The 20,287-nt window shown below is 41.6% G+C and carries 17 protein-coding genes; 9 read left to right on the forward strand and 8 right to left on the reverse strand.

From position 1 onward, the window contains the following. Nucleotides 1–132 precede the first annotated feature (132 nt). Complete coding sequence (locus tag J4526_06890; protein WFO74794.1) at nucleotides 133–2,097, reverse strand: S9 family peptidase; 1,965 nt, start codon at nucleotides 2,095–2,097, stop codon at nucleotides 133–135. 139 nt (nucleotides 2,098–2,236) lie between these two features. Further along, nucleotides 2,237–4,816 carry a hypothetical protein gene (locus tag J4526_06895; protein WFO74795.1) on the reverse strand — a complete coding sequence of 860 codons (2,580 nt, stop codon included), beginning with the start codon at nucleotides 4,814–4,816 and terminating at the stop codon, nucleotides 2,237–2,239. Between the two features lie 178 nt (nucleotides 4,817–4,994). On the opposite strand from J4526_06895, the gene J4526_06900 reads away from it, so the two are divergent. Next, on the forward strand, nucleotides 4,995–5,414 hold the full coding sequence (locus J4526_06900; GenBank protein WFO74796.1) for a hypothetical protein: 420 nt from the start codon (nucleotides 4,995–4,997) through the stop codon (nucleotides 5,412–5,414). A gap of 8 nt (nucleotides 5,415–5,422) precedes the next feature. Here J4526_06900 and J4526_06905 read toward each other — a convergent pair whose 3' ends face one another. Beyond that, nucleotides 5,423–5,827 carry an Hsp20/alpha crystallin family protein gene (locus tag J4526_06905; GenBank protein ID WFO74797.1) on the reverse strand — a complete coding sequence of 135 codons (405 nt, stop codon included), beginning with the start codon at nucleotides 5,825–5,827 and terminating at the stop codon, nucleotides 5,423–5,425. 140 nt (nucleotides 5,828–5,967) lie between these two features. Here J4526_06905 and J4526_06910 point away from each other — a divergent pair, with 140 nt between their 5' ends. The 4 genes from J4526_06910 to J4526_06925 all read left to right on the forward strand — a co-directional run bounded on the left by J4526_06910 (nucleotide 5,968) and on the right by J4526_06925 (nucleotide 8,088). After that, on the forward strand, nucleotides 5,968–6,201 hold the full coding sequence (locus J4526_06910; protein ID WFO74798.1) for a hypothetical protein: 234 nt from the start codon (nucleotides 5,968–5,970) through the stop codon (nucleotides 6,199–6,201). 25 nt (nucleotides 6,202–6,226) lie between these two features. Next, a complete protein-coding gene (locus tag J4526_06915; GenBank protein ID WFO74799.1) occupies nucleotides 6,227–6,487 on the forward strand; it encodes a DUF2061 domain-containing protein in 261 nt (86 codons plus the stop codon). A gap of 15 nt (nucleotides 6,488–6,502) precedes the next feature. Next, complete coding sequence (gene sat, locus J4526_06920; protein WFO74800.1) at nucleotides 6,503–7,651, forward strand: sulfate adenylyltransferase; 1,149 nt, start codon at nucleotides 6,503–6,505, stop codon at nucleotides 7,649–7,651. 275 nt (nucleotides 7,652–7,926) lie between these two features. Then, on the forward strand, nucleotides 7,927–8,088 hold the full coding sequence (locus J4526_06925; GenBank protein WFO76370.1) for a CopG family transcriptional regulator: 162 nt from the start codon (nucleotides 7,927–7,929) through the stop codon (nucleotides 8,086–8,088). Nucleotides 8,089–8,139: 51 nt separating this feature from the next. Here J4526_06925 and J4526_06930 read toward each other — a convergent pair whose 3' ends face one another. Both J4526_06930 and J4526_06935 read right to left on the reverse strand, forming a co-directional pair. Then, nucleotides 8,140–9,672, reverse strand: a complete 1,533-nt coding sequence (locus tag J4526_06930; protein ID WFO74801.1) for a hypothetical protein — start codon at nucleotides 9,670–9,672, stop codon at nucleotides 8,140–8,142. 133 nt (nucleotides 9,673–9,805) lie between these two features. Further along, a complete protein-coding gene (locus J4526_06935) occupies nucleotides 9,806–11,257 on the reverse strand; it encodes an alkaline phosphatase family protein (protein WFO74802.1) in 1,452 nt (483 codons plus the stop codon). Between the two features lie 109 nt (nucleotides 11,258–11,366). On the opposite strand from J4526_06935, the gene J4526_06940 reads away from it, so the two are divergent. Then, nucleotides 11,367–12,446: a glycosyltransferase gene (locus J4526_06940; protein ID WFO74803.1), complete on the forward strand. Its 1,080-nt coding sequence runs from the start codon at nucleotides 11,367–11,369 to the stop codon at nucleotides 12,444–12,446. An 8-nt stretch (nucleotides 12,447–12,454) separates the two neighbouring features. Here the strand turns inward: J4526_06940 and J4526_06945 are convergent, their stop codons facing one another. Then, nucleotides 12,455–13,798 (reverse strand): UDP-glucose/GDP-mannose dehydrogenase family protein, encoded by a 1,344-nt coding sequence (locus J4526_06945; GenBank protein WFO74804.1) that lies wholly within the window; start codon nucleotides 13,796–13,798, stop codon nucleotides 12,455–12,457. 17 nt (nucleotides 13,799–13,815) lie between these two features. After that, nucleotides 13,816–14,658, reverse strand: a complete 843-nt coding sequence (locus tag J4526_06950) for a hypothetical protein (protein WFO74805.1) — start codon at nucleotides 14,656–14,658, stop codon at nucleotides 13,816–13,818. A 147-nt stretch (nucleotides 14,659–14,805) separates the two neighbouring features. On the opposite strand from J4526_06950, the gene J4526_06955 reads away from it, so the two are divergent. Further along, a complete protein-coding gene (locus J4526_06955) occupies nucleotides 14,806–16,020 on the forward strand; it encodes a glycosyltransferase family 4 protein (protein ID WFO74806.1) in 1,215 nt (404 codons plus the stop codon). Nucleotides 16,021–16,043: 23 nt separating this feature from the next. Here the strand turns inward: J4526_06955 and J4526_06960 are convergent, their stop codons facing one another. After that, nucleotides 16,044–17,537 (reverse strand): alkaline phosphatase family protein, encoded by a 1,494-nt coding sequence (locus J4526_06960; protein WFO74807.1) that lies wholly within the window; start codon nucleotides 17,535–17,537, stop codon nucleotides 16,044–16,046. A gap of 145 nt (nucleotides 17,538–17,682) precedes the next feature. Between J4526_06960 and J4526_06965 the strand changes: the two genes are divergently transcribed. Beyond that, nucleotides 17,683–18,615 (forward strand): glycosyltransferase, encoded by a 933-nt coding sequence (locus J4526_06965; GenBank protein ID WFO74808.1) that lies wholly within the window; start codon nucleotides 17,683–17,685, stop codon nucleotides 18,613–18,615. Nucleotides 18,616–18,758: 143 nt separating this feature from the next. Beyond that, nucleotides 18,759–20,138, forward strand: a complete 1,380-nt coding sequence (locus J4526_06970; protein ID WFO74809.1) for an amidohydrolase — start codon at nucleotides 18,759–18,761, stop codon at nucleotides 20,136–20,138. Nucleotides 20,139–20,287: the final 149 nt, after the last annotated feature.

The following is a 20,287-nucleotide window of genomic DNA, read 5'->3' on the forward strand; positions in this document are numbered from 1 at the left end:
AGCAAATCTAGCTATTAGGTTATGGTTTAAATCACTTAGGAGGTAAGGGATATTGTGATGAAAATAAGGTTGATTAAAATGAGGAGGTATAGGAAAAATACATAATTCTAGTCATGGTGTTAAACATGTTCTCTATGTGGTCTTGCTTTTGTCTTCTTGTTCTTGAAGGTATTTCTTGAACCATTCTAGTATGTGTTTTAGTCTCTCGGCTCTGTGCTTTGGTTTGCCTCGACGGGATAGATCGTGGTTTTCTCCGGGGAAGATTACTAGTTTTGCTTCTTTCCCTAGTGTTTTTAGTGCTGTGAATAACTGTATTGCTTCTACGAGATGGCAGCGGTAGTCTTCTGTGCTATGGATTATCAGTAGCGGTGTTTCCACGTTCTCTACGTACCGGAGAGGGCTTTTCTCCCAGTACTTGCCTGGTATCTGCCATGGATAACCCCCGATCTGGTCAACGTCGAAGTAGTAGCCTATGTCTGTGGCTCCGAAGCTAGTGAACCAGAGGCTTATGCTTCGCTGTGTTACGGCTGCTTTGAATCTCTTTGTATGTGTGACAATCCAGTTTGTCATGAACCCGCCGTAGCTCCCACCTATAACGCCAAGTCTATTCTCATCAACTTCACCACTATACCTAGCTAGAATAGTGTCCATGAACTCCATGAGGTCCATATAGTCTCTCTCGCCCCAATGCTCCCTGATGTCGGCGAAATCCTGAGTATATCCATCGCTTCCCCGTGGATTCGAGAACACTACGTAAAAGCCATTACTGGCAAGCATGTGGAACTCGTACATAAAGCCTTCTCCATAAGCAGTCTTCGGGCCTCCATGGATCTCTAGTATCACTGGGTGTTTACCGCCATTGCTATTATAGGGTTTTAGAACCCATCCCTCAACCTCCACGCCATCGCTTGCCCGGAAAACTACTTTCTCTGGTCTACGTAGCCCCCACTCCTTGACAAGCCTGTCATTAAACCCAGTGAGCTTTACCTGTCTTCCATCAATATACATGTAGACCTCGTTCGGGTGATCAAAAGTCATGAACGTGTATGCTACCCTGTTGTTGGAGACACTAAACTCGTCTACAACACCTCCACGTATAATCACCTCGGGCTCGTTTCCGGGACGAGTTCTCACAAGCCATACTTCTCCTCCAACAGCCAATGGATAGTAGATGTAGCCGCTAGTATCCCACCACAAGTCATCCTGGCACATGGGTCCACGGCTATCACAGTTCATGCCATTACCATGGTTTCTATCAATGTTGTCCAGGAGAACAGGATCCTGGTTTTCCTCGCGGGAAGAAACAATCCATACCTTGTAGTGTGTAGCTGTACCCCGCTCCCTGTGATGTCCCCTGAAGACGATTTTTCCTCCATCAGGACTCCACTTGGCTTCAATAACACGCATGGGTTTCCTAAGGAGGCTAATGTCCTCGCCTGTATCGAGATCGTATACATGAATCTCGTTGTCAAGAGGCTTAAGGTTATCTCTCCTCAGCACATACAGTATCTTCTTGCCGTCAGGCGATGGCTCGCCAAAGATAACACTAGCCTTGTCATCAATAGGTAGTTGTAGTTCCTCAACCTCGCCATTATCAGTATAGACTATGTACAGCCTAGGCTTCAAGCCGTAAACGTATCCCACACCGTTAAACCACACTGGTATCTCGTCAATTACCTTGACATCCTCATGGATCTTCCCTTTAGCTGAAGAGACAAGTATTCTCCTTGAATCACTAAACCAGGAATACCTGTTTACACCATTCTCAAACCACGCTATAAACCAGGGTTCACCACCGGGCTTAACAAGCCATAGACCATTACCTTTCTCGTTTTCCTTCTTGCCAGGTCTTTCATCAGATAAGAACGCTATAGTCTTCCCATCAGGACTCCATTTACCACAAACAGCTTTCTCGCCACGAGTAACAGGATATACTTCGCCGTCGAGCTCAGCGATCCATAGCTGGCTAAAATACTTGTCTTTATCGAGATCAGCCCTAGTCCTGACAAACAATACCTTGTCTTCTCTTGGATGAATACTTGGTGACGAGATAAAGACTATCTTAGAGAAATCTTTCGGCTCAAGTTTCTTGGTCAAATAAAGGCACACCCTTTACCAAGTTAATACATGACGATACTAGTTATCCACGTGCTTAAATAATAAATCTTTATTGACCACATAATACAACAATCTTGCATATGTGTAGAAAATATTGATGAGATCACATGGTGACTGTCTATTGTTGGCTACTGAAGTTTATCTCGATGCATGTTCCCTCTAGGATCAAGTATCCTTTGTAAAGGACAGCATTAACTCCAAGGATAATTTCTTCACCGTCTACTCTCCCGGTGAATTCTCTATCGCCTATGTATATTATCCATGTTCTAGACCTATCACTGATTATAGAGAACGTGTTGTTGCTTCTTGATGTAATCACTGTTCCCGATGTATTGTTGAAACCAACTAGTATTGGGCAGGTGTCATTGACTGTATAGAGGATTGCCACATAGGGGAATACGTCGTTTGACGCGGGCTTAAGCTCCTTGATCCCATAGGGGTATATTATGAATCCATTGTACTTGAATAAGAACACGCTATCATCTATACGTTGCCTTATTATAATTGCGTTGCCCGTATAGGTGAGGTTCATGAGTGTAAAGTAGCCGTTGGGTCTACCGTTGTCGTTTAACGCTATTGGGTAGAGCCATAGCATCCAGTCTGGTGCCCAGGTACCAATGTGTAGGCTGATGAGTGGCGAGATCGTCCACGCGAACATGTCGTGTCGTGCAAGAGTTTGTTCACGTATATACGTCCTCAGGAAACCATAGTCTTCGTCCACAAACTCCTCCAGAAGGATTCTAGCCATTTCTCGCGCCAACTCAAGGTATCTGGTATCGTTTGTAGTGTAGTATGCAACTATATTGGCTTCAATAAACTTGGCGGCATTAGAGATCTCTTCATGTAGTGCCTGGTTGAAGGGTGTCATTGTTCCCAGGTAATAGCTTGCTTCATCCCAGTACCATGTATCACCTGTTATCACAAATAACCATATGTGGAGCCATATGCCGAACCAGGCACTCCAGTAGCCAAGTCCTTTCCAGTAGTTATCGTGGTTGAGAAGCCTTGCATTAAGAGCTATGGCATCAAGTAGCTTCTGGTCTCCGGTCAATATGTATAGTGGTATCATACTTACAAGAGTTTCCTCGAGACTAGCATAATTAATAACTCCACGACGAGGTATTGTCAACACACCTACATCGAGACGCTCCTTGTCCCAGTAAAGGAAACTCCATCTCTTATCCGGTGGATAAAACATTACATCGGTTCTCCATTGATATATTTCATTTAATGCTTTTGAAACCCATTCCACCACGGTATCCCGCATCCATGGCCTATAGTGGAGAAGTGCTGTAGCCAAGGGCCCTATGGAGTCTCCCCAGAACCAGTAGGATGGTATAATACCTCTTACACCAAGGTTTGGAGTAGCAACTATCCCTATTCCTCTTATCCTCAACTTGACTGTAATAGTGTTTGAGGGAGACACAATTATCTTGACATGGTATGCTCCGCCACTATTCTCATCCACGAATATGCTTCCCATGGTTATGTTCACATACTCGCTTGTAGGGCGTAGACGTGGGAATTTGAGGATGTACTCTTTCATATCGTTGTATATGATCATCGTTATGTTTACATCATCGCCTGTATTGAGCAGGTTTAGTACGAAACTATAAGCGGCATTACCTTTCAGCAAAACAGTCTTGTTGACGACGACGTAGGTTCTCCTGGTTTGAAGTATATCGAAGTCAAACACGATCTCGTCATTGTCACGTGAAACATAGGGACCGAGCGTTACCGATGACGCGTTGAATATGTATGCGTAGGGAGCATTGTCCAGCCACCATTTATGGTCTATCCATGAGTGCACGAAACTCATGAATGATCTCTTGTATTTCTCGTACTCGCTTGGAGGACCATAATGTACTATTTCCCAGGGAGTAAACCAGTACCAGTCGTATCTTGGGTCATACCATGCTGTATAGTTCCAAGCATGCCATGTACTTTCATTAAACCAGTCGTCATACCACCAGGAGATCTGGCTTTGAGTATACCATGTCAGTAGCTTCCATCTAATAACGTATTTCCCCAAAGATTCATCATATACTATTGGATCTGTTACCCCCCAACAACCACCGAGGGGAACATAGTCTACACTCCAGTACTTGACAGCGTCAACGCTATACTTTGTTAGGTTAAGCCATGTAGTGTTTCCTGTAACCCAGTATAGCCAAGCATAAATCCATGGGAGTTCTGCCGAGAACTCCGAGACCTCAAGACTATACGGGCTAAAGTAGTACAGGATCTCATCAGGGCGAAGTGATACAAGCGGGATTAACCCATGTCCTCCATACTTATCGTAGAGAAGCTGTGCTCTATACATGTACTCGGCGGAAACAAACACTGGTCTAAGGAGAGTCGAGTTGTACGGGCTTACCAGGCTAAAGTTGTTTCTGATAAGTCTGTCTATGAGTTGTATGACTTGAAGATACTTTTTCGTAAGATTTGTTGCTGAAGGAGGTGTTGTGGTCTGTGTTGTATACGTTGTATATGTTGTAGTCGTTGTTGTGGTTACAGTGGTTGTCGTTGTTAATATTGTTGTGGTAAGGGAAGGTGTTGTCTGTACATGAGTTGTGGTTATTGGGCTGCTTGTCGTTGTTGTCGGGTTTTCTAGACCTGGTAGGGTAACTATGAGTAAGGCAATAATTATTGATGCGATAAGCAAAACGGCGACTATGTAGTAAATGTTCTTGTTCACTAAATCACCTCAATAGGAAGATAAGCAAGTCATGCCTAGATTAACTTAACCTTATTAAACATATTAACATGTCCTGGACAGGCATCATAGTAGAATACCAAAGGAAAATAGGATACAATGTCTTTATTACTCTCTATATGAATACAATAGTTTGTTGAAATGAGGTGTTTTGTACGATATGTCCTTGAGGAGGCTAGGGCCGGTTCAACTGGCTATAGTAACGTTGGTCAATAAGGGTGTTAAGGATTTTGATGAGATAGTGAAAATACTTTCCTCGTTATCGATACCGAAGAGCAGTATATACACGGCTGTCGATGAGCTTCAGAAGAAGAATATAATAGTTGTCACAATAGCTCCCGATGGCAGGAAGATAATTAGGCTACAGAGAATAGACACTAGGGGTCTTATTGGTTTAAAGAAGAAACTTGTGGACAGGCTGAAGAATATAATGTTGCTTTTGAGTATTGTTGCAGAAGAGCCAAGTGACTATAGTGGACTTGACCCGGCTGTTCTCGAGGGCTACAAGAGGTTTCTAGAAAAAGAACTTGAGAAAGTAGAGAAAGCACTTAGTAAATGGAAAAAAGTTTCTATTGAATAACACTAGTGTTACTCCACAGAGATTTCTCTTGTGGCAGTCTTCTTTGGTGCATCGATGATTAATATGCCGTTAATGTACTTGGCCTTGGTGTTCTCGAGATCAATGTTCTCTTCAACCTCGATTTTCACTCTGTATTCTCTCGGCAGATACTTTGTCTCAACAGCATTTTTTGCCTGCACATAGATAGTCTTTGGCTGAGCATAGATCTTTATGTCCTCCTTGTTTGCTCCAGGGATCTCGACTATGATCCTGTACTTGTCCTCTTTTTCTTCAATATAGTACCTGCCATAGTACCCCTTGATGTCGACGAGCTTTGGTATAGATGATGTTATTACTGATACTATCGCCGGGATTCTTGTCTCAACTATTTTCCTTATCCTTTCACCTATGTCGTCGTCTCTATATGCGACCATTGTTCGTCCCCGAATGTATAATATACGGAATAGAACAATATATAGTTTTTGCCGAATAGCATGTTTAGCCGAAAGCTTTAATTACATTTAATTACATGGTTATTAATTAGATTTAATTAAATGGGATCGGGTGCGAAGTGTTGAGCAGCGAGGAGAAGAAAGGCAAGTACACAACGGTATCGATACCAGTAACTCTCTACAACCGTATAAAGAAGCTCATTGAGGGCACTGGGTTTACAAGTGTATCACAGTATGTGACCTATGTTCTCCGTGAAGTAGTTGCTGCTCATGAGGAGGCACGATATGAGGAGCCGTTTACTGAAGAAGATCGTAAGAAGATTATTGAGAAACTAAAGAGGCTAGGGTATATCTAGCAATAATGCCTGAAGGGTGTTTCTAGTGGTTCTGATTTCATTGAAGAACAGATTCAGGGAATCAAACAAAAGATCTCTTGTGAAATCAATTACCTATAGGGTTTACCAGAGTTTCCTGGTAACTCCTCTCATAGCTTATTTTCTCACACAGAACCTAGTGTTGTCGCTCAAGTTTAGTGTAGTCGAGTTTTTCGTGAAAATACCTGCATACTACTTGTTTGAACGCTTATGGGCTCTTATTCCTCATGGGTACAAGATCCAGACCAATATAGATCATGATCGTTAACGGGGGTGTGTTTGTATGGTTTCTAAACCTCATGGAGGCCGGCTTGTGGATCGTGTCGTGAAGGGTAAGAGAAGAGAACACCTGCTTGAGGAAGCCCGTGAACTACCCAAGATAGAGTTGTCGTTCGATAGAGCAGTTGATGTAGAGGATATAGCTCATGGAGTCTATAGTCCTCTAGAGGGATTTCTTGTACAGGAAGACTACCTCCACGTACTCTATGATATGAGGCTCAGCAACGATATTCCATGGACTATACCAATAGTCCTCGACGTAGACCCCACCGAGATCGAGGGTGTTAAAGAAGGTGACGATGTAGCACTGACATACAATGGCAACGTGATCGCTGTAATGAAGATCGAGGAGATATACGGGTGGGATAAGAAAGAGTATGCAAGGTATGTCTACAAGACAACAGATCCCGGTCACCCTGGTGTAGCCAAGGTATACAGTATGAAGGAGCTACTGATTGGTGGGCCTGTAGACTTAGTGAATAGTGTTCCGAATCCTCTAGACAAGTACGTGCTATGGCCTATTGAGACACGCATCTTGTTCAGAGAAAAGAAGTGGAGAACAATAGCAGGATTCCAGACAAGAAACGTGCCACACCTAGGGCACGAGTATGTGCAGAAAGCAGCATTGACGTTCGTCGATGGATTGTTCATAAACCCGCTTATAGGCTGGAAGAAGCCTGGCGACTACCGCGACGAAGTCATCTTTGCTGCCTATGAAGCCTTGATCAAGAACTACTACCCCAAGGACGTCGTGGTGCTAGCCGGGCTACGAATGAACATGAGGTATGCTGGGCCCCGTGAAGCAGTACACCACGCTATAGTCCGGAAGAACTTCGGCTGCACGCACTTCATAGTAGGACGAGACCATGCTGGCGTAGGAGACTACTACAAGCCATACGAGGCATGGGAGATCTTCCAGGAATTCCCAGACCTAGGGATAACCCCGCTGTTCATAAGGGAAGCATTCTACTGCAAGAAATGCGGTGGAATGGTCAACGAGAAAATCTGCCCACACAGCGAAGAACACAGGATCAGGATAAGCGGAACAAAGCTAAGGAAAATGCTTCAGGAAGGAAAGACCCCGCCAGAATACATGATGAGACCAGAGGTAGCACAAGCAATACTAAAATTCGACAACCCATTCGTGACATAGAGGAAAACAGCTGGGATCTAAGGGAAAGATCTTTATTTTTTATATCCACCGCTTTTCTCCACGTCTAATAAATACCACCAATAGAGCAATTATGGCTAAGACTATAATCGCTAGGATGGTGTAACCCGTTGAAACCAGTAGTTGTGTTTCTGGTGGAAACTCTTAACTACTCTACTGTGGATACAGTGTAGGCAAGAACCTAAGCGGGTGTGAGTGGTTTGTCCGAAAAGATAAAAGTCGAGGTAGAATTGCCCAAGAAGCTCTATGAGGAGGCTATGAAGAAAGCTGAGGAAGCAGGTTTCAGCAGTTTCAGTGAGTTCGTTGTTTTTGTGTTGGAGCAGCTTGTGAGCGAGGAAGAAGGTGGCGGCGAAGTATTTAGTGAAGAAGACGAGGAGAAGGTCAAGGAGAGACTAAGAGCGCTAGGTTACATAGAGTAACCCTAGATCGCTACTAGTGTTTAATCTGGGGCATGCTTTTCTCTTCAATACCTAGGTGCTGGCACGCCCCTGTAAATAATATTTTAGTGATTTTTTCACGAAAGCTCTTGTCCAAGGCGATAACAGGTATAGTACTACAGCATATATGGCTATTCCGATGAGAACATCTTTTATTAGGAGTGGAGAGTCAGCCCAGAAGCTCTTGATCACGAAGCTCGTTACGCCAGTCATGAACAAGTATAGTGAAGCAACTACGCCGGCTATCAGTGTTGAGAATAGTTCTCTCCACGGTATACTGAACTCTATTTTCCTACGTGCTTCACGGTATGTATAATAGAGGAATGGTATTGACGAGGCTAGCCATGCAATAGGGTAGGGAAGAGTTATAGTTATCACGTCCTTAACTCCAGAGATTATCAGCAAGTACATTACGATAACTGCTGTGACCAACGATAGCGTGTTACGTATAAGCCTGATAAATGGTATCCTGAACAAAGGTGTTGAAGCAAGAGCTAGTCCCTCGAAGTACACGTCTTTCCTCTCGACAGCCATAGCTATTGACGCCATTATATTTGCCAATGCTACAATAATTGATTCAACAACAAATAACACAAACAATGGTTGTGCATTAACATACTCTTCCCTAAACAGGCTGAGCACTGGTACCGATAGCGTTAAGAGGAAGATGTTCATGCCGAAAACTAGGATGAATGTTATACGGAGAACATCCTCTATATCAACGCGATTAGGTTTCCTAAGGAGTTTCGCCGAGAGACCCGATGCCAGTGCCTGAGCGCTCTTAAACACTATGTTACGTGGAATATATGAGACACCCAGGTACGCTGCTGCTACCGTGCTCACGGTTATAACTGTAAGCAATGGTCTCTCGAGATAACCCATTAGCCCCGAGAGAACCACTAGTAATGGTATATAGCTGTTTTTGAAAATACGTTTAAACTCTCTCCTAGAAACCATAGGCTTTGGAACGTGGACTCCATAGTACCTTAACAGTATATAGTATGAAGCAGAGGCGATAAAGCCAGCAATAATAATTGCTGCAACAGCTCCTACTAACTTGTATAAAAGAATTACAACAAATACATAAGCCATCGCTACTCTCATAGTACCTCTGACAATCAATACTTTACCATTAATAAACGGTTTAGAGCCTAGTGCAACTCCACGCAAATACCTATTCAAGGCTTCTGATACAATAAGAAGACTTGCCAGAGTAAAGGCTGATAAACCAAAGCCTAGTAATGCATTATACTCAAGACCGATAATGATCATTATAGCAACTCCTATGGGAGTATACAACAGGCTTAATGCAAATGCCGAAGAAACGTTTTCATAGAGCCCCCTAGCATAGGCACGTGGAACCCAGAAGATCCAGAGATTGTACATAAGCACTATTATGTTGAATACAGCCATTATAGTTGTAAACAAACCGTATTCTTCTACAGAAAGCTTGCGTGTCACAATTATTGTGAATAATATTGACATAACAAGCCAGTATAATTGACCAATATAATTAACAATAGTGGAGTATCTGACTCTAACACCTAGCTCGTCATTACTGTTCAACTACTTCACACCATAACATCGATATTTACTTAATATATCATTATACTTGCAATCACTATTACAACAATAAGGGTGACACAAAAATTTTTCTCAATAATTCACTAGCGGAGAGCTAAACTAACCATTAAATCAACTATATTCTCCTCAGTTTCATCATAAGCTTGTATTTCGCTAGATAATTCTCTTTACTAATATTCTTAAGCATTTGTAAGAGGGCACTATCTGTATCATTGGGTAAGGGTAGCCCGAGAACATAGAGTGCTAGTGGAACTATATCCCATAACATTAGCTTGTCAAGTTTATCCAAGACTTCCCTAGCATCACTGTTGTTGTCATCATGGTTTAGGATGAAGATACCGTCTCTACTATGCATGGACGCTTGCTTTGTAATGTATTTTTGTGTTGAAGTACCTATACAATAATCGTGAACAGGCTCTATGATTAAATCAGGTGCTTTATCAACATAGGGCCCCCAATACAGGTCTCTTGGCTCGTACACGTTCTTTATCTCAGGATCTCTTAGGAGAAGATTCTTGACTTCATCCTTGTACCCGGGTGCGACATAGATTATACCTGCATCAGGGACAATAGTTTTTGTTTCATGATAAGGAATTTCTCTCCTACGTTCTCTACTAGAACTACTCGACGTCTTGAACAACAGTTTTCTCATAAACGCTTTCAGCTTCTTATGCTTCCTAATGAACCTCATTATTGTTGGTGGTACACGGAGTTTCTTCCCCTTAATCTCTAGCATCATTGTTTCACTAAACTTGTACTCAGAAGCAAGTCCATGCTGTTTGAGAATGTATCCAGGATTTACTATGTAAGGGCAAAGTGTAAAACCGTGGTCACTTACAATGATGATGTTGTCCGTGTAGTCGAGTACTTTCCTAACAAACCAGTCTATTTTCTGGAAAACCCTTCTTGACTCGGGCGTGAAATCTCCTCTAACAATCCTTGTATTACCATGCATGCTCCAGTCGGGTTCCGAGAATACTACGAACAATAAATTCCAGTCAATATTATCCATTAGCTCCAGTAATCCCGCCGATATGTGTTCTACTCTTTCAGCCATTATCCTGAAGGATTCTTCACTACTACCCTTCAGGTCCAGTGCTTCTAAACCCTTGTTAAAATAATGGAGATACCTGTTCTCCAGCTCCCTAGGATGCATTCTTATCTCGGGGGCCATCCAGTCATTTATTACAATACTATGTTTTCCACCGGCAACCCATGGAGGGTATGTTAATGGTAAATTACAGACTATACTCTTCATCTTATGTACTTCAAGCATATCGTGGATACGAGGATACTTTACATCTAGTGCAGTAGCTATCCTTGATAAGAATCCCGTGCTCGTCTTCTTTACTATGTGGAAATCGAATACCCCATGTTTCCCCGGGTTAACACCTGTGGCAATACTGGTCCAGGCGGGTGGAGTGTATGGTGGTAATATCGAATACAATAGCTTGTGTACTCCCTTACTGGCAAGCATGTACACGTTAGGCATTAGATCTCTGGCTAAATTAATGAAGTTATAAGGTACTCCATCAAGCCCTATTATCGCGACTCGCTTGTTTACCAAGATATTGCACCATAATGTTGTCTCACTAGACAGTTGTAGAATAGGTTAGGTATTTTATATCTCCTCAGTTACTACTAGAATAGGCTACTGATCTTGAGAGATGACTAGTATGCCTGTAGACATAGTATACTTGACTACGTGGAGACAAGATGTTTCCGCCGAGGAAATCAGGGCAAAGTACTTCAAGAAGGCATTAGTCGAACAAGGCTTTACTGTCAAGGACTATAAACTAAAGGTGACAAGATACAATAAATACATATTATATTTACTAAGGAAACCACCTAGAGACCTTGTTTCTCTTGCAGGAAAAGCCGAGTTAATAATAACAACTTCTCCCCCATTGATAAACACTATCATTGGGCACAGTGTTGCCAAGAAATACAACATACCATTAGTTGTTGATATAAGAGATATCTGGGAGGAATACGCCAAGACCACATGGAGATTATTCACGAAACTCAATGTAATAGACTTGATAACAAAATACTATTATCAAGCACTTGAATACGCTAGCGCCATCACTGTTACAACAGACAAGATGAAGGAATACTATAGCAGCAAACTAGGAAAAGAAGAAAAAATACATGTCGTAAGTAATGGCACCGACCCCGATGTCATAAAGTGCATTGATGGCGAGAGAGATAAAGACCTGGTTTACCTGGGGAATTTCAACAACCCGAATCAAGCTCTCGAATTCCTCTTACATACACTCCCCAATAACGACTTGAGCCTAATAGTTATTGGTGGTGGAAGATACCTAGCTGAGTTAAAGAGAATCGCTGAAAAGGAAGGCGTTAGTGATAGAGTAGAGTTTGTAGGCGAAGTAAAGTATAGTGATTTACCGAGATACTTGTGTAGAGCAAGAGTAGGAGTTGTAGGAAGACCATTCATAAGAAATCCTCAGTATCTGTACACAATACCAGTTAAGATCTATGACTACCTTGCTGCAGGCCTACCTGTCGCTGGCTACGGGCCTAAGGGATCTGCTTATGGAGAGTTTATTACGTCAAATAATATTGGCGTCTATGTATGGGATAACGATACGAAGATGTTTTCTAGGAAACTAGTAGAGCTTGTTGAGAGATCTGACGGGTTGAGAAAGAATGCTAGAGAGCTCGCGCTCAGGTATGATAGAAAGAAGTGGGCTAAAGTATTCTCTGAAGTCGTTGCAAGTGTTTTATCAAAATAGCTTGTAGTCTACAAGCTATGGCTACCTAGTCCTATTGCATAGAACTTTATGCCCTCAGCGATAAACTCTAATGGATCATATATTCTTCTACCATCAATTACCACGGGGTTCCGCATAAGGTCCTTGAAGACCCTTGGCTTGAGGCTCTTGTAGACATCCCACTCTGTAACTATCACTACGGCATCACTATCCTTTATGGCTTCTTCAGGAGTGTTGCAGTACACTAGTTTGTCTCCATAAATCCTCCTGACATTATCCATGGCTTTAGGGTCATGTACTTTAACTGTGGCTCCTAGCTCAAGAAGCTTGTTTATTATTTTTAGTGAAACAGCTTCCCGTATATCATCTGTATCAGGCTTAAATGCCAGTCCAAGAATAGCAATGGTCTTACCCTTCAGACTGCTGTATTCTCTCATGAGATACTCTATAGCCTTAAATGGCTGTCTCTCATTAACTTCATCAACAGCTTTTATTAATATAGGATCGTATCCTTTCTCTGTTGAGTAATGTATTAAGGCCTTAACATCCTTGGGTAGACAAGAACCGCCATAGCCCAGCCCTGGCCTCAAGTACTTACTTCCTATCCGGGGATCTAGGCCAGTTGCTTCAAGTACTTTCATTACATCACAATTCGGCGTTAGTTCGCATATGTTTGCAATAGTGTTAGCGAAACTCACTCTCATAGCAAGAAATACGTTGCTAGCATACTTAACAAGCTCTGCTTCCTCGGGGCTCATAACTAGTATTGGAGGGATCTTGCCTACTTTTCTGTAGAATTCCTCCCAGAGGTTTTTCACAATACTACATGATTTCTCGTCAGTACAGCCTATTACAACACGGCTTGGATAAAATGTGTCATAGAGGGCTTTTCCTTCACGTAGAAACTCTGGGTTCATTACGAATCCTAGATTTTCACCCAGCACCAAGCCTGATTCTTTTGATGCAATCGAGGCGAGTCTTCTCGTTGTACCTGGGACTACAGTGCTTTTAATCACTACAACCTTATAGCCATTGGCTCTCTTCCATGTTCTAGCGAGAGACCTTACAGCGTCAACAATATATTTTTGCTCCTGGCTACCATCGGGTCTCGGCGGTGTACCAACAGCTATAAATACAAGATCAACATCACGTAGTAGGCTGTAATCGTTTGACACAACGAGATGTTTACCAATAACACTCCTTAAGATCTCTTCCAAGCCCTCTTCATGGAATGGAGCTATGCCTTTCTTTATCTTATCAATCTTGTCAACATCTAGATCTATGCCGACAACATCGTATTCTTTTGAAGCAAGTGCTGCAGCAAGAGTTAACCCAACAAATCCGAGCCCTATAACACCTATTTTCATAGGCATAAAGTGGTTCACCTGTTCTACTTATTCTCCTGGACAAAAACCTTTAGTGCTTCTAGATAATACTCTGGAGTACCAAGATCCAGTCTCTTCCCCTTTACTCTTAATGCATGCACTTTTTCTCCTTTCTTCAACAAGAACCTTATAGCATCGGTTAATTGATGTTCTCCTTTACTAGGCCTTGTTGATTCAAGGGCTGAGTAGATGTCTTTATCGAAGACGTATACGGCAACAATAACTCTGTTCGATGGGGGTCTACGGGGTTTCTCGATAACATCTTCAACAACAACGTAATTGTCTTTTTCTTCACCTATCACAACACCGTATCTCTCGGGGTGATCTGAGTAATCGTACAAGAATACTATTTTCGGCCTATGTTTCTCGTAGTGGCTTAGAAGGTTCTTGATGTTTTCAACGTGATTAGGGTATATGATGTCATCGCCTGCATGGACGATAAATACATTGCTTGTCATGAAAGATTTTGTCTTAAGAACAGCGTCTCCAAACCCTCTTGGCAGAGGCTGGTTGACCATTATTATTTCACTGTTTTCTATGCGTTCATAAAACCTTTTGAGAATAGAGGCTAGTTCTTTTTTACCTAGATTCTCGAGGAACTCAACATACTGGTAATCAGGCGTAAAATAGTCTTCGATAACACGTTTACCCTTGCCGACAATGAAGTAGTATTTCCTGATACCGGAATCATAGAGTGCTTCGAAAATATACTGGAGAGCAGGCTTAACGTGAACCTCATTGCCCTCTTTCACTATTATTGGTAGCATCTCCTTAGGGATGCCTTTTGTGTAGGGTAGTAATCGTGTACCCAATCCTGCGGCTGGTATGACTGCTGTATCTATGGGCAAAACAATCATCTACCTTATTTCGTTTTCTATATAAGCTACTATAGTCTGTGTGTTTTCAAAAACTTTATGGTATACAATCGAGTACTATAATAAGTTGATATATCGTTAAGGCATTATTGGATATGGATACAGTGGAGATGAAGCCTATTGAATATACTGGTGCTCACACATAGACCACTATATCCGCCAGTCTACGGTTACTCCAGGGTTATCACTGATACATACATGGCTATTGCCGATAAGGGTCACCGGGTGTGTATAGTATCTATTGTTCCGAAGAAAAAAGTTGGGCAGAAGAACCTTGATGGACTAGATTATATCGAACTTAATGAGCCTCTGAAGGTTTTCTTGAAGTTAGCTATTACAAGAACACTATTGAGACTAGGCAAGGGCGAGTTCTTGTTTTATCACTTGTTGTGGCTTGCAAAAACTTATGCTTCGCAAGAGGTGGTAGAGAATACAATAAAGATCGCTAGGGAACACTTAGGGGAACCTGATGTAGTTGTTGCAGAAACTATCTACCCTGGGTTTCTCGCCGAAAAAGTGGCGGAGAAACTTGGTGTAAAACATGTTGTCCGTATACACAATATTGAAGCACAGTACATCAGTAGTTTGGTAAAACTATTAAAAAAGAAGGCTGTAAAAACCATAGGCTTGCTTGAAGAAAGTGTTCTTAAAAAAGCATGTAAAATATATGCATTATCATATAATGACTTCCTAACCGTAAAAACGCTCTATGGCAATATTAACGCAGTATACATACCACCAATACTAATATCGAGAACACCAATGCAAGAAGATGTCCTTGAGAAAATCGGTATCGAGAAGAATAACTACTACTTCTATATCGCCTCTCCACATAAACCCAATATATTCTTCTTAAAAAAGATCCTAGAATGCTGGATACATATACGAGAGCATGGATACAAGCTAGTCATAGGAGGTAGTATATCACCTATTGCTAGAAAACTACTAGACAAGTATACCACCAAAGAGAACAACATTGTTATAGCAGGTCTTTTGTCGAGAGAAGAAGTAACAGCAATTACCAAAAACGCCTACGTATGTATAGCTCCTCATCACGGCCATGGTGTTCCAATAAAACTTGTTGAAGCATTACAACTAGGTGTACCAGTAATTACCACAGTAAATGCTCTGAATACATTAAAGGGTCTCAAGAACAAATACAACATATACGCCATTGATAATGTAAACGAATTATGTGAAGCAATAACATTACTCATGCATGATAAAGAGCTGTATAATAAGATAAAGTATGGTGCCGTAGAGTTCTCGAAAGAACTAGATCATGATAAGCTGGCTAGCCTGTTTATCAACGAGATATATCAAATCATAAGATAGGAGAATAGGTTTCATTACAATTTCTATCTTGGTTCACGTCTCCTTAATCTCTTAATCTTCTTGATTAACATCAACTTTCTTGATAGAGGAGCTCTTCTGACACTACAGTCAAATACAGACATGCAATCCCCGTCCATATCATCCGGCAGAAGACCCGTTAGTAAACCATGGATTGTTGCACCTATATCCCATGGTTCAACATAGTCTCTATCTTTTCGTAGATTCTCCTTATTGCTCACAACCACGAGCAGTCCATCAGGATAATGGTCTCTTCCCTTTGTTTCAAAGATTTTCTTGCATACAGGGTTATTCAATAGTCCATAGGATTTACTTAGACTCTTGAAGTCTATTAGAAGATCTGGAAGTTCTTTAAGGTAAGGACCCCAAAAGACCTCGCTAGGAGTATAGACTCTTAAGCCTAGTTCACTACGATAAAGATCTTTTAGCTCATTGATATTCTTTTTAATATCAGGTGCCATGTAAAGACCTATGTTCTCTTCTGCGACAAAGACATTCCTATACTTTACACGTCCATGAACTAGCTTGGCTATTGAAGAAATCAATGCTTTTCTGAGTATTATCGTTGACAATGCTACTCGTCTATACACACTGATATTAATGAACTTGTTTAAGACATGTATTAATGGAGTAGTTGCATCTTTGTTTTTCTTATTCTTGACTTCAATATACATTTCTAGAAGATTCTCTTTAACTAGTGGGTAGATTATGTTGTAGCATGCAGTATAAGTATGGTGGTCGTGGTCAGACGTTATGAATACATAGTCATACTCATCAGAGACGTGTTTCAGGAAATCATCTATCATACCCAGTATATCGGCTATTGTGCTGTATTCTTCAATATCTGCTTTGGTTCTTACAACGAGATGTTGGATCCAATCTGTTTCAGAAATGATTAAAGCTAGTAGTTCATGTTCAAATCTACTCATTAGCCTCTTCAATGCATTGAGCCTAATGTGGAGAGCCTTCTTCAATCTGTCCAAATAGCTTTTTACATATTTTTCATTGTTTTTAACAAGAAATCTATCCCATTTGTGCTTACCTACTACGAGGAGACCAGGAAAACGTTCAGCTACATTACTTGGATGTGCTTCAATCCGGGGCGAGTCCCATCCGGGGACGAGTACAACATTATTGTCAAGATACATTGCGTTAAATGGGTATGTTAGTGGAAAATTTACCACTATACTTCTTTTATTCAGTAAGGATAGATACTCCCAGATCCTAGGATACCTCACATTAAAAGAATTGGCGGCATGAAGAACAAACTTATTACCAGTATACTTCACCTGGGTGAAACCTATTACACCATGTTTTCCCGGGTTCACGCCTGTAGCTATAGACGTCCATATTGGTGGAGTGTACGGCGGCGTAGTATTGATTTTAAATACAGGGCTATGTCTGACGAGGTTTTTAAGGAATGGCATATAATCAGAAAACATTCCAAGAGCATCAAGGCCAACGCCATCAAGACCCACTAAAGCAATCTTGGTTACCATTAGATCGCACCTTTTTGCAAGAATTACCTTTAACACTTATCACTTTTGCTTACTTAATTAGTTTTATTACTAAAAATGTTTAAATCACTAAAAAAGAATAGGGCTGAAAAATAAATCCCTCTATAGCTGGATGGGTGCAAAATTCATGAAAATGAGTGTATCAGTAGTGCTAGTAGTCCATAACAGGCATAAGGATGCTTGCGAGACCATAGAGAGTTTATTGAAGCAGAGAACTCCTCCTGATGAAATAATAGTTATTGATGATTACTCTAAAACACCATTTGTAATCAACGATGATATAAGAAATCTTCTTGAAAAAGTGAAAACTAGGATCAGGGTTGTGAGGACGCCCCGGGAACTAGGGCTAGGGCTTGCGCGTTCATTAGGTGTGAAGCTGTCGAGAAGTAGTATTGTAAGTTTTATTGACGATGATGCAATAGCTGATAGTTCTTGGATTGAAGAATTAATGAAAAGCCATTCAACTGGATGCGATATTGTTGGTGGCCCCGTTTATCCTCTCTACGTAAAAGAACCGCCGGAGTGGTGGGATGAGAGAATATTCGGTAGCTTTGTATCGATAGGCAACTACTATCTAGCCAATAAATTAAGGACGAGAAAAGATATAATACAATACCTGGTATGGGGTACAAACTTCTCTGTAAAAAGAGAGGTCTTTGAGAAAATAGGTTACTTCAATCCCAACTTAGGACGTATTAAAGGCACGTTGTTGTCGGGTGAGGAAGCAGAGTTTGTAAGGAGAGCTTACAGAAACGGCTTTACGATATGTTATAACGATAAAGCTGGAGTGTATCATAAAGTGTATCCCTATAGGTTTAGGCAAGACTACTTAGTTAGGCGTGCTTGGAGTCAAGGAGCCACGGAGTTTTTCATAAAATACTATGTTGAGAAAAGGAAATTTACTGCAATAGCTAGTGCTTTCCGGAAAATATTATCTCTACCAAAACATGTTTTGAAAGCAACAAAGTACAGGCTACAAGGCAGAAAAACAACTGCTTCGATCTACTTGAAAATAATGACTAGTTACCGTCTAGGATACATACTCGATCGTGCTAAATAACGTTGGCTAGTAAATTAGTTCATATAATTCTTGGAATGCTAAACTATTTCCCGGCAACTATTATAGCTATAGACACCATGTTTTTTACATAGGTGCCTACTCTATTATTAAGGTGAATAGGTATCTTCGGCAGGTGGATATTCTTGGGTACATTAATTATAGAAGGAGGTTTCGTTATTCCTGTTAGACCTCGTGGCAAGATAATTAGGGACGGCGCTGTTGTCGTTGAGGATGATAGGATTGTTTTTGTTGGCAAGAGAGATGAAGCCAAGAGGAAGTACCATAGCGACACGGTGATCAAGGCTTATCGTCACGTAATCATACCAGGGCTTGTCAACGCCCATAACCATTTGTTCCAGAGTATACTCAAGAACATTGGTATTGACATGGAGCTTGTTAGCTGGCTCCGAACCAGTATCCACCCAACACTAGCTAGTTTCACCGATGAAGACTTCTATGTCGCTGCGAAATGGGGTCTCATAGAGAACATCAAGAGTGGTGTAACAAGCATTATTGAGAACCACTATGGTCCACGTGGACATGAGGCAGTCATAAAAGCCCTCATAGAATCCGGGCTAAGAGCAGTTCTTGCTAGAGGCATATATGAGCTAAACGTGTTAATCGACATGCTCCGCGAGACACCAGAGGAAGCATTGAATCACGTCGAGAACCTTGTTAAGAAGTATCACGGCAAGGAGAATGGTAGAATAATGATTGCTGTAGCTCCAATGCACCCATACAATGCTAGCAAGGAGCTATTGCTCAAAGCCAAGGAGCTCTCCGATAAATACGATATAATCTATCACACCCACACAGCCGAGTCCAAGAAAGACCAGGAACTCGTTGTACAGCTACATGGTAAAACCGATGTAACGCTGCTATATGAGCTAGGAATCCTTGGGCCAAGATACCATGCTGTCCACGCTGTTAACGTTAGCCCACAGGAAGTAAAGTACATCGCGGAGACAGGAGCTCACGTCATACATAATCCTGAGAGCAACATGTACCTAGGCTCTGGCATCGCCCCGATACCAGATTACCTTGAGGCAGGAGCCAACGTTGCACTGGGTACTGATGGCGCTGGCAGCAACAATAACAACGACATGATTGAGGCCATGAGGTTTGCTGTACTATTACACCGTGCAGCAAGAAGCCATCCATCAATAATAACTGCCTGGGATGCACTAGAAATGGCTACTATAAACGGTGCTAAAGCGCTTGGTCTCGAGAAAGAAATAGGGAGCCTAGAGCCAGGCAAGAAAGCTGACATAACCATTATAAGACTTGACGCACCACATACAGCCCCAGTCCACGACCCACTTGGAGCCATAGTCTACTGTGCAACAGCCCAGGACGTCGACACAGTTATCGTCGACGGCAAGATCATTATGGAGAACCGTGTAGTCAAGGTATTCGATGAAGAAAAAGTAAAGGAAGAAGCAGAGAAGACAGCACAGAGAATACTCGATAGAGCAAGAGAAAAATTCGGAGCAAAATTCCCGTTCGAAAAATTCCTTGTCTAACCCCAAGCACTTTTTCTTTTTCTCTTTACTTCTCTTCTTGATATTCTCTAAACGTATCTAGAGATTAATGTAAAGGGATTTGAAGAATTCCGTAGACAACTAGATAAAAACTCGAAGAATAATGATCTTAGATTATGTAAATACAACAT

It is taken from the genome of Desulfurococcaceae archaeon MEX13E-LK6-19 (genome assembly GCA_029637525.1).
Classification (GTDB): Archaea; Thermoproteota; Thermoprotei_A; order Sulfolobales; family Desulfurococcaceae; genus MEX13ELK6-19.